This is a genomic window from Candidatus Saccharibacteria bacterium oral taxon 488 (assembly GCA_013100805.1).
Classification (GTDB): Bacteria; Patescibacteriota; Saccharimonadia; order Saccharimonadales; family Saccharimonadaceae; genus Nanosynbacter.
The window spans coordinates 464,317-477,756 of the sequence record CP040000.1 but is presented as its reverse complement, the minus strand read 5'-3'; the positions used below and the strand labels follow the sequence as shown (position 1 = coordinate 477,756).

Below are 13,440 nucleotides of genomic sequence, written 5' to 3'. Positions count from 1 at the left end.
CAGCGCTCATCGTTTTATATTGTTTGACTATAAAAACCGAGGATGTCTCCTCGGGGTATTATGCAGATATATGGTAAGCATGACAAGCAGACGGGATAGGGTTGCCTCAGATGAGAGACAATGTGTGTTTCGCCGCTCACTTGTCATGCTTAGACTGGCGCTAAGCCAAGCCCTTCTTCTTGCGCAGCTCATTAATGAGCTGCGCCGCGGTTCCTGGTCCTCCATTGTCTCGGTCGTAGAGCTGTGCGTCCAGCTCCCGTCCGTTTGAGAGGAGCACCTTCAACGGTCTCCCGAAGAGGTAGTCGAAGGAGATATTCCCACCCCTCCTCTTTTTTTCGTCGATGATCGACTGCGCCATCTCGACGCTCAATTCTCGAGGGCCATGCGCAGCTGCGAAGATACCCATACCAACGGGCCTGGAATTGTTAAAAAGAATTGCGAGAACCTCTGCATTCGAAAGGTTCTCGATATTAACCATGTGAGTCATGGTATCTCTTTCTCCGCATCTTTGGCGACATGCCATCCGATAAATGGACGTGTGCAATCCTATAACACACAAGATGAGGTTTCGCGCCTCTTGCCATAAAAGAAGCAAAATCTCACCTTGTGTCGTCTGCTTGTCAATGAACGCCTTTGGACAATAAGTCAAATTTATGTCAACAAAAACTGATATATATATATCACTTATATGAAAAAATGTCAATGATTTTTGTCAAGTTTTTCTGTTTTTTCATCCCCATTTGCTACAATAACAGAGATGGAAGATACGCGAAATGTGATTGACAAATTCAAAGGTCGGAGCGAGGCGGAGATTATAAAAGAGTTGGATGCCAAGGATCACGGCTTGGTGATTGCCCTCGAGAACACCGAGCGGGATTTTAACATGGGGACGATTGTTCGGAGCGCCAATGCGTTTGGGGTGCGGCAGATTTACGTCATCGGCAGGCGGCAATGGAACAAGCGCGGTGCCATGATGACGGATAAATATCTGCACGTGCATTATGTCGGTTCGACGGCGGAGTTTATCGAGTTAATGCGGGCTGAAAACAGAGAAATTATCGCGATTGACAATATCCTGGGCAGCGTCAATATGTCAGAGACGACTTTGCCAAAGCGAGCGGTGTTGGTGTTTGGTCAAGAGGGCCCAGGAATTTCCGAGGAAATGGCGCAGGCGGCAGATAAAATTATTGCCATTGAACAGTTCGGCTCGACCCGCTCCATCAATGTCGGCGCAGCAGCGACTGTAGCGATGTATTGCTGGCTGCAGCAGCATGTGCTCGGTTGATATACTTCAAGCTCTCGTTCGTCTTTATCATTGAAAAATCTGCCCCACTGTGCCACAATAAAAGCAACCATGAGCAATTTATCAACTCAGAGTTATAAGGGTGCGCGCGATTATTTCCCGGAGGATAAGCGCCTGCAAAACTATATCTTCAAGGTGTGGCACGCCACGGCGCAGAGTTTTGGGTACGAGGAATATGGCGCACCCTTGCTCGAGCCGCTGGATATTTACACCGCCAAGTCAGGGCAGGAGTTAGCGGGCGAGCAGACGTATCTATTCACCGATCGTGGTGGCCGTCAAGTGGCGATTCGCCCAGAGATGACACCATCGATTTCCCGCATGGTGGCCGGGCGGCGTCAGGAACTGCCTATGCCGGCGAGACTGTATTCTATCGCTAATTTTATGCGCTATGAGCGGCCGCAGCGTGGTCGGGAGCGCGAGTTTTGGCAGCTGAATGCTGATTTGTTTGGCGCGGAGGGGCCGTGGGCAGACGCAGAGATTATTGAGTTTGGCTACCGCAGCATCATGAACTTTGGTGCGCGCGAAGACATGTTTACCGTGCGGGTGAATAATCGCCAGCTGATCAATCAGTTGATGAGCAGGTTTCTCGGCCTCGATGTGATCGGCGCCCAGATGATGACGCGGCTGCTTGATCGCAAGAATAAGATTTCGCCGGAAGCTTTCCGCGAGCAAGCCATCGAGATTTTTGGATCAGAAGAAGCCAAAGCGGGCCTGCCAAAGTTGGCGCAGCTAATTAGCATGCGCAGTGTCGATGATCTGCCGGAGGAGCTGGCGGATAGCCCGAGCGTCCAGCAGCTTCGTCAAGTGATGACCCTGCTGCGTCAGAAAGGCATCGGCAATGCGATGTTCGACGTGACGCTGATGCGCGGGCTGGATTATTATACTGGCACGGTGTTTGAGTTTTTTGATAATTCGCCGGAGAATAATCGAGCGCTATTCGGCGGCGGGCGCTATGATGGGCTGGTCGGACTATTTGGTGTCGAGCCGGTCGCTACGGTCGGCGTGGGGCTCGGTGCGACGACCATGCAGCAGTTCCTCGAGGTGCATGACTTACTGCCAAAACTAACGACGCATACCGATGTGTACATCATCGCGGTGGACGCGGCATCGCTAGGTGGTGCAGATACTTTGGCGCGGACGCTGCGTAGCGAGGGGGTGCGGGCCGAGTTAGATTTCAGCGGGCGTAAGTTAGACAAGCGGCTGAAAACCGCGCTCAAAAAGAACATCCCATTCGTAGCGTTTGTTGGCGAGGAAGAAGTCGCTTCGGGTGTTTACACGATCAAAAATCTCATCGAGTCAACCGAGCAAAAAGTCAGCCTCGAGCGCATGATCAGCGTGGTCAAGGATCGGCGCTACGACGGCGATGATGACGCGGCGTTTGAGATTTAGTACTACCCCTGTTATAATAGGTAGTTATGAAGACTACTGTAAAGAAACTATCAGATACTAACGTTTGTTTGACAATTACGCTCGGGGCGGACGAGCTAAATGCGGCCGAGCAGGTGGCGCTGACCAAGATGGCGCGCGACCTCAAGGTGCCGGGATTTCGTAAGGGTAAGGTGCCGGTCAGCGTGGCTGCCAAGCACGTCAATCCAATGGCGCTCCAGGAGCAGGTGCTAGACAACGCGCTGTCCAAGGCGGTCGCCGAGGCCTTTATGAACGAGAAGCTGCAGGCGCTAGAGCGGCCGAGCGTTGAGGTCAAGAAATTTGTCCCCAATCAAGAAGTCGAGTTCACCGCCGAGGCGACCGTTGTGCCGCCGGTCAAATTAGGTGATTACAAAAAGCTCAAGGCCAAGCCTCAGGCCGTCAAGGTTGATGCCAAGGACGTCGACGAAATCATCGAGCGAATGCAGCAGAATTTTGTCGATAAAGCCGAGGTCAAGCGTGCGGCTCAAGAAGGTGATGAGGCGATCATCGACTTTGTCGGCAAGAAAGACGGCGTGGCGTTTGACGGCGGTTCGGCCAAGGACTTTGCCCTGAAGCTGGGTGGCGGTCAGTTTATCCCCGGCTTTGAAGAGGGTGTGGTTGGCCACAAGGCCGGCGAGACATTTGATCTTGACCTCGAATTTCCAAAGGATTACCATGCTGAAAATCTGGCCGGCGCCAAGGTGATGTTTAGTGTGACGCTGCACAAAGTAAATGAGCTGAAGTTACCGGAACTCAATGATGAATTTGCCGCTAAATGTGGCCCATTCACCGACGTCAAAGAACTCAAGGCCGACATCAAGCGCGAAATCACCGCGCAAAAAGAGCGCGAGGCCAAGGAGAAACTCAAGGATGAGCTGGTGGCGGAATTGGCGGATAGCTCCAAGGTGGCGCTGCCAGAGCTGTTGATCGACGATCAGCTGCGGTCAATTGAACAAGATCTGATGCAGAATTTGTCATATCGCGGCCTGACAATGGACTCGTATCTAAAGACGCAAGGCTTCAAAGATAAAGCCGATTGGCAGAAAAAAGAGGCTCGCCCAGCGGCTGAAAAGCGGGTCAAGGCTGGCCTGGTGCTGGCTGGGCTATCAAAGGAGCTGGGCGTAGAGGTTAGCCGCGAGGAGCTTGATAGGCAAATTTCTACCTTCAAGCAGCAGTACGGCAAGGATGCCAAGCTGGCCGCGCGATTTGACGATCCAAACGTCCACCGTGACATCGCGAATCGGATGATCACCGACAAGACGATCGACAAGCTGGTTGAGCTGAATAGTAAATAGCGACGGCGTAGCAATAAAATAATCTGAAGCAGGGGATGGCGAAAGGGTCGCCCCTGTTTTATTGACAAACTTACAACTAGTTGGTATAATGGCAAAATATGTGTGAATCCTCAAAGTCTGAGCGTCCAGAGTTGGAGTCTGGGCATCTCCAAGAGACAGACGGGAGCGGCAAGAAGGTTAGCCGTCGCAGTTTTTTGGGAGGTATGGCGCTTGGTGCTGGATGCTTGGGCGCTGGAACTCTTATCGGTGAGGCTATAAAAAATCTAGGATCAGAACAAGGTCAAAATATACCGATACAGCACAATAACGATCGAAAAGTTCCGCCGCCGGAATCGCGAAATGTTGTTGTCGTGCAATTATTGCCAGAAAACGCAGAGCCTCATCAAGGTATTGAAAAAATTAGCTCTGGGGTATCAAGCGCCCTTGGGCGTATCGCACTAACAACTGAATATCTATATGATCTTAATGTGACGTTCACGCGGGACGGCCACTTGCCTGACACAACACGAATAACTGAGGATGGCGAACAGTCTGCCTATAGTAAGAACATACTTAAATTAATTGGTCAAGCCCACGCGCGTGAAACAGGAAGTAAGATAGTACTGGTTATCGTCGATTCTGGTGATACAAAAGAATACTACTACTCCGGTCTAACGATGTATGATGATGGGCGGCCTCCGGTTGCATTTGTACGTGACGTGGGTGGCGTGTCCATTGGTACGATTGCACACGAATTGGGACATATGCTTGCGCCAGAGGGTGTCGAGCGCGGTCTTGGCCATGCGTGGGCCCTGCAGTCATGGGTAAGGCAAGATGGTGACAAGGAGGTAAAAGATTTGCGCCATAGTTCCCACGTTGCTTCTATTCAGAACATTATCGCTGCAGGGTATGGATTAGAGAAAGATGATAGCGGGGAATCAGATCCTTATGCTTCGACGTATAGCATCATGGGTAATAGCGAATCATTTAATTCCGGAGACCCAACGAGACCAATATTCTCTGCCACTGAGATTGCCTTTCTCGATCCAACACGGCCAATTCACCACATCACAACACCGTCGGAAGGTACAGGTGTGATTCCCATTGGCTGTAACAGGCATGACCAGATCGGTGTTACTCTGGATATACCAGAGGGTCATGCACTACGTCAAATAGCCCCGGATGCAGATACAATTTTTATTGGCCCAATAGTTCACGCAAAGCACTGGAGTAACCCTATTGACCGGATGGGTGTCTTTGCGACATGGTCAGGAGGGCGTAATAGTGCCATATTAAATCCAAGCATATGGGATGAGAGTATTAAATATGGCGAGAATAGCTTTGAACACGTTGCGTATATTGATGAACAGCTCGGTATATTGGTCGCCGCTGGACAGCAATCGGGCCAGGTCTACGTCCGCTTAGTACCGCTCCATACTGAGGAGGCACAGGAGTTAATACGTGTAGGACAAGAGCGGTTGATAAAAAGTCTCAATATATAATGGACTGACAGGCTATTCTTTACAGCGGCGAGCTAAGCTTATATAATAACTGTGTATGAAGAAGACAACATCGTATCTCATCCCCACCGTCATCGAAAAGTCAGCCGACGGCGAGCGGGCGTTTGATATCTATTCGCGCCTCTTAAACGAGCGGATTGTTTTCCTGGGCGAGGAGGTTAACGAGCACACCGCCAACAGCGTGGTGGCACAGCTGCTACATCTGGCATACGTTGATCCAGAGGCGGATATCTCACTCTACATCAATAGCCCGGGCGGCAGCGTCTATGATGGCATGGCGATTTACGATACCATGAATTTTATCAAGCCGGACGTGGCAACCTATGGCATTGGCTTGCAGGCCAGCATGGGCGCGTTTCTGCTTAGCTCTGGCGCCAAGGGCAAGCGGTTCTGCTTGCCGCACGCCAAGGTGATGATTCATCAGCCGTCAAGCGGCACGCGCGGTAAGGTAACCGACATGGAGATCGACCTGAAAGAAACGCTGGAAGTGAAGGAAATGCTGGCGAAAATCATGGCCAAAAACACCGGCCAGAAACTCTCTAAAGTCAAGGCTGACATGGAGCGTGATTACTGGATGAGTCCTCAGGAAGCGGTAAAATACGGACTGGTGGATAAGGTGCTGAGCAAGCTAGATTAGACTCCGAGCAGTCTCGCATTGTGATTTATAAAGAATAGTTAATACAGCGACCGTTGTTAAAACTACCGCCATTTTCGCTTGTGGTTATGCTGGGATATTGTCATAATTAAGAAAAGACGAGGAGGGGCTATGAGACAATATCTGAATACACTGCGGCAGGTTCGTGACAGCGGCGTGAAAAAAGGCGACCGGACGGGCACGGGTACCACGGAAGTTTTTGGTGTACAAACGCGGTATGATTTGGCGGACGGGTTTCCGGCCATGACTACCAAAAAACTGTATTTTAATAGCGTGGCGCATGAGCTGCTGTGGTTTCTCAAAGGCACCGGTAATATTGAATATTTGGCACAAAACGGCGTGCATATTTGGGACGAGTGGCCGTATAAGAATTATTTGGAAAAAACCGGTCAGGACATTCCAGAGATTAACGGCGAAGAGTGGCGCGCTGGCATGAAAGCGTTTATTAAAAAAATTGCGACCGATCATGCCTTTGCCGAGGAGTGGGGTAATTTGGGGCCGGTCTACGGCGTGCAGTGGCGCAAATGGCCCGACGGCAAGGGCGGGACGATTGACCAAATCCAAAATGCCATCAACATGATACAGAACAATCCGACGTCGCGGCGCAACATCGTCAGTGCCTGGAACGTAGCGGAAATTGACGATATCGTGCAGTCGGGCGGACTGCCGCCGTGCCACACTATGTTCCAGTTCAATGTTCGGCCAGGTGAAAATGGCGAGAAAGATAAACTGGATTTGGCGCTGACCCAGCGTTCAGCGGACATGTTCCTCGGCGTACCGTTTAATATCGCCAGCTATACACTGCTGCTATCAATGATCGCCCAGGTAACTAACAAGCAGCCCGGCGAATTCATCCACACCCTGAATAGTGCGCATATTTATAACAATCACCGCGCGCAGGTAGATGAGCAGTTATCGCGCCAGCCGCTGCCGCTACCGAAACTGTGGCTGAATCCGGATATCAAGAATATTGATGACTTCACGATCGATGATATTCGCTTGGAAAATTACGAGCATCATCCGCCGATCAAGGCGCCGATTGCGGTGTAGTGTGTTCGGACAATTTGTTAGCGTACTAAATTATCCGGCGATATATCACAAAATCAAAGTCGTGCTTGTTCTCGGTGTCCGCGGGATGATGGACGCGGCTCACTTCCTGCCAGGTGGTCATGTCAATCTCTGGGAAAAAGGTGTCGGCGTCTGGGAATGCAGCGTCGACCTCAGTGGCGTAAATGGTGTCAATCTCTGGTGTGTTCAGCGCATCGCCATACACCTGTGCGCCGCCGATGATGAAGGTTTTGTAACGAGCTAGCACTAGGGCGCTTTCTAAGTTCACTGCCGTGAGGACGCCTTTGACGCCCGTTGGCCGCGAGGAAATAACGATGTTTTCGCGCTCCGGCAGCGGACGACGGCCAATTGACTCAAAGGTTTTTCGGCCCATAATGACGTCGCTACCTTTGGTTAGCCGCTTGAACTGCGCCAGATCCGCCGGTAAGCTCCGCCCCCACGGCAAATCACCACCTTGGCCGATAGCACGGTTGGTATCATAGGCAACGATGATGGCTTTCTCCATAACCCCAGTCTAGCATGATGTAAAATTTACGAAAAGCTTGCCCGAGCGGGCAAATATTGCCATAATAGAATCACTCGGGGGAGTGAGGTAAGATAAACAAGAGGAGGCGCGGCATGAGCGTGTATTCAAACCGGGAAATTTTGGCGGCGATCGAGGAGGGGACGATTGTCTGTACGCCGTTTACTCCGGACAATGTGTCCGAAGCCAGCCTGGATTTTACGCTGGGGCATTATTTTTATAAGCAGGAATTTGATGATCAGTCAAGCGTTTATAATCCATTTGACGAAGCGGAGGTGGCGCGGTATTTCAAGGGGCCGCTGATGGCGATACCACATGCCGAGTGGTGCGAACATAACGGCTTTACGCGGTTTCGTAATATTCCGGATGAGCATCCGATCATTGTACTGCGTCCTGGCGAGCGGATTTTGGCGCATACCCATGAGTTCGTGGGCATTCGGGCGCATGGCGGCGCGGCTGAGGTGAAGAGCCGCAGCTCGTGGGGCCGTAATGGTGTGGCGGTGTGTTTTGACGCGGGTTGGATCGACCCGGGTTATATCAATCGGATTACGCTCGAGATTTACAATTTGAACAAGCATGAAAGCGTGGTACTGCCAGTTGGCGAGCGCATCGGGCAATTAATTTTCCACCATACCGGGCCGGTTGATGGTGGCTATGCTGACGGGCGTGGCGGCATGAGCGGCAAGTATCAGCACACCGACGACCTCGCTGAGCTTATCCATAGTTGGCGGCCAGAAACGATGCTGCCGCGGGCGTTCAAGGATCGGCGTCATGCTCCGGCGATTATTAATGGCCTAGGCGAGGGTATCAAATGAACCGTCCCGGTCGATACATCGTCATCGAAGGCAACGACGGCACGGGCAAGTCAACCCAAGTAGCCATGCTGGCGGATTATTTTCAGGCGCGCGGCCGCGTCGTGTGTGTGGTCGAAGAGCCAGGCAGCGACGATCCAGAAAAGTCGACGCCGGTAGCCAATGAACTGAGGCGCATCGTTAAGAATGGCGACCTAGTACGTTCCAGTGAAATTAACCTAGCGTTGTTCTCAGCGGCGCGGCGGGAGTTGTGGCGCGAAAAGATTCAGCCAGCTCTGCAGCGCGGCGAGATCGTCCTCAGCGCGCGTAATTACATCTCGACACTGGCTTATCAGGGCTATGGCGATGGGCTGGATACGGAGGAGATCATGCGGATGACAAAGTTATTTACCGATGTGCGATATCTGCAGCCGGACGCGATGGTGGTCTTGACGCTCAGCGACACCCAGCGCCAGCAGCGCATCGCGGAGCGCGGGCGCATCACTCATCCTGATACATTTGAGTCGCGTGAGCAGTCGTTTCAGGACAGAGTTAACCACGCCTATGAGGCCATCGCCGCCGAGCGAAATATCCCGCTATTGTCAGCCACCGGCACGCCGAAGGAAGTACACGCGCGGATTCTTGACAGCATTACTCGATACTTGTAGTATATTTTCATAAACAGGAGAGGACATGATCGAGACAGTTCGATTAAGTGGTGGTGATATTACCGATTCATTGTGTGATGAGCTACGCCACTTGTGGGTTGAGTCTCTCGTACATGTGAAGCCAGATATCAGCGCTTGCGAGACAAGGCGATTGTATCAATCTGAACAGTTTACGCCCGAAGTACTTCGGAGGCAAGCCGATCTTGCCGAGGGTGGTATCTATGTTGCGCTCGCAGATGCGTCAATCAAGGCGGCAGCAAGTGTAGGTCGAACCGACACCTTAGGCTTGGCCTCAGATATTCCGGATGTACAGGATAATAATCTGATATATCTCGAGCGGTATGGGGCTAGAAATATGAAACGCTGGGATCTGTTTCGGGGACTGGTAAGTGCAGTACTTAATCATGAGACTGGGCCAAATAATCAGCTAATATATCTTGGTATGTATATTGACGAGCAGGCTCTATTGCTACCGGGTCACGTCAAAGATATTAATCCACAAAATCACCAAGTTAGTCGTATTGTCAAACATGACTCGGTTGGCGGTATCGCTGGTAATTATCGACTACACACGGCGCAGCTTCAAACTGATGGAAGCTGGGAATGGTTAGCGACGATCACTGACGGTGAGCGTGCAGCTAGATTACTGGGTGAAGTGTGTCTCCGTTTAGAACTGGCCGTAGCTTAACAATGGTCAATTTTTCATCATTTTTCTCTTGCAATTCATCGCCTCATGCGTCATAATGTGTCACAGTGAAGTAGTGTAGTTTTAGCGAGGGGCGAGCTTGATGGGCGGGCAAACCTCGGGCTCGTGCTGAGACTAAGAGATCTTCCGGCCGTGATCACCAATTATAATCAATGCGAGGAGTAACGCCTGTGGCTCAACAGACCACTCGTGGCGCGCGCGTCTTTTTCACTGGAACAGACAGTGCGATCGCCATGCCAAATCTCATCGCTCACCAAGAGGACTCGTGGCGCTGGTTCGTCGAGGATGGTTTGAGCGAAATCTTTTCAGAAATTAACCCAATTGACGACTACACTGGTCAGAAGTTGGCACTGCGGTTCGGCAGCTATCATTTTGACGAGCCAAAGACCACCGACCAGTTCGCCAAGGAAAACAATTTGACGTTTGAAGCGCCACTGCATGCAACCGTCGAACTAACCAACAAGGTGACGGGCGAAGTCAAAGAACAGGAAATCTACCTCGGCGATTATCCATGGATGACCGAGCGCGGTACCTTCATCATCAACGGTACCGAGCGCGTAGTAGTCAGCCAGCTGATTCGCTCAGCCGGTGTGTTCTTTACCGCTGACACGGTGGCTGGTCGTAATTACTACGGTGCCAAGATGATCCCAGGCCGTGGTGCCTGGCTGGAGTTTGAGACCGCGCCAAATGGCACGATTTACGTCAAGATTGACCGCCGCCGTAAGCTACCGGTGACGACGTTACTACGGGCTTTGGGTCATCCAAAGACTTCAGAAATTCGCGAATTATTTGCTGACATTGACACGGGCGAGACCAGCTACATTCAAGAAACGCTCGAAAAAGACACTGCGCGTGGCGCCAATGAAGCGCTGATCGAAGTCTATCGTCGCCTGCGGCCGGGTGACTTGGCGACAGTTGATAATGCGCGCCAGATGATTGAGCGAATGTTCTTTGATTTCAAGCGATTTGATTATTCTCGGGTCGGCCGGTACAAGATGAACCAGCGGCTGGGTCTGGACGTTGCTAATACCGCTGAGAATCGTATCTTCCAGATGAGCGACCTGGTGGCCATCATCCGCGAGATTATTCGCCTCAACAACACCCAAGAGCCAGCTGATGACATCGATGCGCTGAGTAATCGCCGCGTCAAGTTAGTCGGCGAACTGATTGCCCGTCAGTTCCGCGTCGGTATGCTCAGGATGCAGCGTAACGCCATGGACCGGATGAGCGTGGCTGATATGGAGAACGTCACGCCGAGCCAATTGATCAATGCGCGGCCAGTGGTAGCAGCAGTGCGCGAGTTCTTTACCAGCTCGCAGCTCAGTCAGCTCCTCGATGAGGTCAATCCACTGTCCGAGCTCAGCCACAAGCGCCGATTGAGCTCGATGGGCCCCGGTGGTTTGAGCCGCGAACGCGCTGGTTTTGACGTGCGTGACGCTCACCCAACGCACTACGGCCGTATCTGTTCGGTGGAGACGCCAGAGGGTGCCAACGTTGGCCTAGTGCTGAACCTCGCTACCTACGCGCGGGTTAACGAATATGGCTTTATCGAGACACCGTACCTGCGCGTCACCGATGGTCGGGTGACAGACGAAGTGGTCTATCTGGATGCCGCTCAGGAGGCCAGCGAAGTTATCGCCGACGCTGGGGCACGCTTGAATAATGACAAGTCATTCACCGACAGCCGTGTCAGCGCTCGCAAGTTCCTCCAGCCAGGTCAGGTCGACGTCGAAGAAGTTACCTTTATGGATGCTGCTCACAAGCAGATCCTCGGCTCAACGGCGGCGCTGGTGCCGTTTATTGAGAAAACCCGTGTTGACCGCGCCTTGACTGGCTCGAACATGCAGCGCCAAGCAGTGCCGCTGCTCACGCCAGAGCCAGCGGTTGTCGGTACCGGTATCGAGCAGGCGGTGGCCGAGAATAGCGGTCACTTGATCCAGGCCGAGGCTGATGGCGAAGTGGTGCGGGCTGATGCTGACGAAATTCATGTCAAGTACGCTGATGGCGTCAAGGTCTACGCACTGCGTCACTTCGTCAAGAATAATGACGATCGCTGCTACAACCAAAAGGTTCGCGTAGCCCGTGGCGACACGGTCAAGCAGGGCGACATCCTCGTCGAGGGCGCGTCGATTGCCGAGGGCGAGATTGCGCTAGGACGAAACCTGACGGTGGCCTTTATGCCGTGGGGCGGTTACAACATGGAGGACGCGATTATCCTCAGCCGCCGCTTGGTGGAGGACGATCGCTTGACCAGTATTAACATCAAGGATTATAACGTGGAGGTTCGCGAGACCAAGCTCGGCCCAGAGATTGTCACTCGCGATATTCCGAATGTGTCGGAGGATAGTCTGCGTCACCTGGACGAAAATGGTATCGTGCAAATTGGTTCTGAGGTCAAGGCCGGTGACGTGCTGGTCGGTAAGATTACGCCAAAGGGTGAGCAGGAACTCAGCTCTGAGGAGCGTCTGCTTCGCGCCATCTTTGGTGAAAAAGCCAAGGACGTGCGCGACACCTCACAGCGGATGAACAATGCTGGCGGCGGCAAGGTCGTCGGTGTCAAGATCTTTAGCCGCGAGAATGGCCACGAGCTCAAGGCCGGCGTGTTGATGCAGATTCAGATTTTCGTCGCACAAATGCGCAAAATTGGCGTCGGTGACAAGATGGCCGGTCGCTTCGGTAACAAGGGCGTGGTCGCGCGGGTACTGCCGGTCGAGGATATGCCATTCATGGAGGATGGTACGCCAGTTGACGTAATCTTGAACCCGCTGGGTGTGCCGAGCCGCATGAACCTCGGTCAGCTATTTGAAACGCACCTTGGTATGGCAGCACGAGCGTTGGGCTACCACGTGGCAACGCCGTCGTTTGACGGCGTGCCCTCAGCAACGATTTCTGATGAACTAGAAAAAGCAGGACTGGCGCGTGATGGTAAATCACAACTATTCGACGGTCGCACTGGTGAAGCCTTTGAAGAGCGCACCACGGTCGGCGTCATGCATATGATTAAGCTGCACCACATGGTGTCTGACAAGATCCACGCTCGTTCAACCGGTCCATACACCATGGTCACCCAGCAGCCACTCGGTGGTAAAGCGCAGAACGGTGGTCAGCGCTTCGGTGAGATGGAGGTCTGGGCACTGGAAGCCTATGGTGCGGCAGCAACCTTGCAGGAAATGCTAACCATCAAGTCTGACGATGTCTATGGCCGTGCCAAGGCGTACGAGTCCATCATCAAGGACGAGCCGATCGTCGGGCCGAAACTGCCAGAATCGTTCAACGTGCTCGTCAAGGAACTTCAGGGATTGGGTCTTCGGGTTGACCTGCTTGACGAGGGCGGCGTAGTTGACGCTGAGCATGTCATTGCTTCAAGCGGCCCAGCTGACAAGACCGTGCCACAAACCGCCGGCGACGACGATGATGACGATGACCAAGTTTACCTGGACGAATCAGACGACATCGGCGACATCGAGGCCGGCATGAGCGTACAAGATATTGACGAAGTAGAAGAAATAAAGGAGGAGGCGTAAG

General features: G+C 52.5%; 12 protein-coding genes. 10 read left to right on the top strand and 2 right to left on the bottom strand.

The genetic code is table 11. From position 1 onward, the window contains the following. Nucleotides 1-160 precede the first annotated feature (160 nt). Nucleotides 161-478 (bottom strand): hypothetical protein, encoded by a 318-nt coding sequence (locus FBF27_02535; GenBank protein ID QJU09287.1) that lies wholly within the window; start codon nucleotides 476-478, stop codon nucleotides 161-163. A 279-nt stretch (nucleotides 479-757) separates the two neighbouring features. On the opposite strand from FBF27_02535, the gene FBF27_02530 reads away from it, so the two are divergent. The 6 genes from FBF27_02530 to FBF27_02505 all read left to right on the top strand — a co-directional run bounded on the left by FBF27_02530 (nucleotide 758) and on the right by FBF27_02505 (nucleotide 7,209). Continuing rightward, a complete protein-coding gene (locus FBF27_02530; protein ID QJU09286.1) occupies nucleotides 758-1,285 on the top strand; it encodes an RNA methyltransferase in 528 nt (175 codons plus the stop codon). Between the two features lie 69 nt (nucleotides 1,286-1,354). Continuing rightward, complete coding sequence (locus FBF27_02525; GenBank protein ID QJU09285.1) at nucleotides 1,355-2,692, top strand: histidine--tRNA ligase; 1,338 nt, start codon at nucleotides 1,355-1,357, stop codon at nucleotides 2,690-2,692. 26 nt (nucleotides 2,693-2,718) lie between these two features. Further along, complete coding sequence (gene tig / locus FBF27_02520) at nucleotides 2,719-4,005, top strand: trigger factor (protein QJU09284.1); 1,287 nt, start codon at nucleotides 2,719-2,721, stop codon at nucleotides 4,003-4,005. Nucleotides 4,006-4,103: 98 nt separating this feature from the next. Continuing rightward, nucleotides 4,104-5,486 carry a twin-arginine translocation signal domain-containing protein gene (locus tag FBF27_02515; protein ID QJU09283.1) on the top strand — a complete coding sequence of 461 codons (1,383 nt, stop codon included), beginning with the start codon at nucleotides 4,104-4,106 and terminating at the stop codon, nucleotides 5,484-5,486. Between the two features lie 55 nt (nucleotides 5,487-5,541). Continuing rightward, nucleotides 5,542-6,141, top strand: coding sequence for an ATP-dependent Clp protease proteolytic subunit (locus FBF27_02510; protein ID QJU09282.1), 600 nt, complete (start codon nucleotides 5,542-5,544; stop codon nucleotides 6,139-6,141). Between the two features lie 129 nt (nucleotides 6,142-6,270). Beyond that, nucleotides 6,271-7,209: a thymidylate synthase gene (locus FBF27_02505; protein ID QJU09281.1), complete on the top strand. Its 939-nt coding sequence runs from the start codon at nucleotides 6,271-6,273 to the stop codon at nucleotides 7,207-7,209. 25 nt (nucleotides 7,210-7,234) lie between these two features. Here FBF27_02505 and FBF27_02500 read toward each other — a convergent pair whose 3' ends face one another. After that, entirely contained in the window at nucleotides 7,235-7,732 is a 498-nt protein-coding gene (locus FBF27_02500; GenBank protein ID QJU09280.1) for a dihydrofolate reductase, read from the bottom strand. 113 nt (nucleotides 7,733-7,845) lie between these two features. Between FBF27_02500 and dcd the strand changes: the two genes are divergently transcribed. The 4 genes from dcd to FBF27_02480 all read left to right on the top strand — a co-directional run bounded on the left by dcd (nucleotide 7,846) and on the right by FBF27_02480 (nucleotide 13,439). Continuing rightward, entirely contained in the window at nucleotides 7,846-8,565 is a 720-nt protein-coding gene (dcd, locus tag FBF27_02495; protein ID QJU09279.1) for a dCTP deaminase, read from the top strand. After that, nucleotides 8,562-9,209 carry a dTMP kinase gene (gene tmk / locus FBF27_02490; protein QJU09278.1) on the top strand — a complete coding sequence of 216 codons (648 nt, stop codon included), beginning with the start codon at nucleotides 8,562-8,564 and terminating at the stop codon, nucleotides 9,207-9,209. Before dcd ends, tmk begins: the two co-directional genes overlap by 4 nt. Before the next feature lie 25 nt (nucleotides 9,210-9,234). Further along, a complete protein-coding gene (locus FBF27_02485; GenBank protein QJU09277.1) occupies nucleotides 9,235-9,897 on the top strand; it encodes a hypothetical protein in 663 nt (220 codons plus the stop codon). A gap of 170 nt (nucleotides 9,898-10,067) precedes the next feature. After that, nucleotides 10,068-13,439, top strand: coding sequence for a DNA-directed RNA polymerase subunit beta (locus FBF27_02480; GenBank protein QJU09276.1), 3,372 nt, complete (start codon nucleotides 10,068-10,070; stop codon nucleotides 13,437-13,439). Nucleotide 13,440 lies beyond the last annotated feature (1 nt).

Bases quoted from the DNA above. Each gene is read 5' to 3' on its own strand.
- FBF27_02535 (QJU09287.1), bottom strand. From the start codon at position 478: ATGGTTAATATCGAGAACCTTTCGAATGCAGAGGTTCTCGCAATTCTT.
- FBF27_02530 (QJU09286.1), top strand. From the start codon at position 758: ATGGAAGATACGCGAAATGTGATTGACAAATTCAAAGGTCGGAGCGAG.
- FBF27_02525 (QJU09285.1), top strand. From the start codon at position 1,355: ATGAGCAATTTATCAACTCAGAGTTATAAGGGTGCGCGCGATTATTTC.
- tig (QJU09284.1), top strand. From the start codon at position 2,719: ATGAAGACTACTGTAAAGAAACTATCAGATACTAACGTTTGTTTGACA.
- FBF27_02515 (QJU09283.1), top strand. From the start codon at position 4,104: ATGTGTGAATCCTCAAAGTCTGAGCGTCCAGAGTTGGAGTCTGGGCAT.
- FBF27_02510 (QJU09282.1), top strand. From the start codon at position 5,542: ATGAAGAAGACAACATCGTATCTCATCCCCACCGTCATCGAAAAGTCA.
- FBF27_02505 (QJU09281.1), top strand. From the start codon at position 6,271: ATGAGACAATATCTGAATACACTGCGGCAGGTTCGTGACAGCGGCGTG.
- FBF27_02500 (QJU09280.1), bottom strand. From the start codon at position 7,732: ATGGAGAAAGCCATCATCGTTGCCTATGATACCAACCGTGCTATCGGC.
- dcd (QJU09279.1), top strand. From the start codon at position 7,846: ATGAGCGTGTATTCAAACCGGGAAATTTTGGCGGCGATCGAGGAGGGG.
- tmk (QJU09278.1), top strand. From the start codon at position 8,562: ATGAACCGTCCCGGTCGATACATCGTCATCGAAGGCAACGACGGCACG.
- FBF27_02485 (QJU09277.1), top strand. From the start codon at position 9,235: ATGATCGAGACAGTTCGATTAAGTGGTGGTGATATTACCGATTCATTG.
- FBF27_02480 (QJU09276.1), top strand. From the start codon at position 10,068: ATGCGAGGAGTAACGCCTGTGGCTCAACAGACCACTCGTGGCGCGCGC.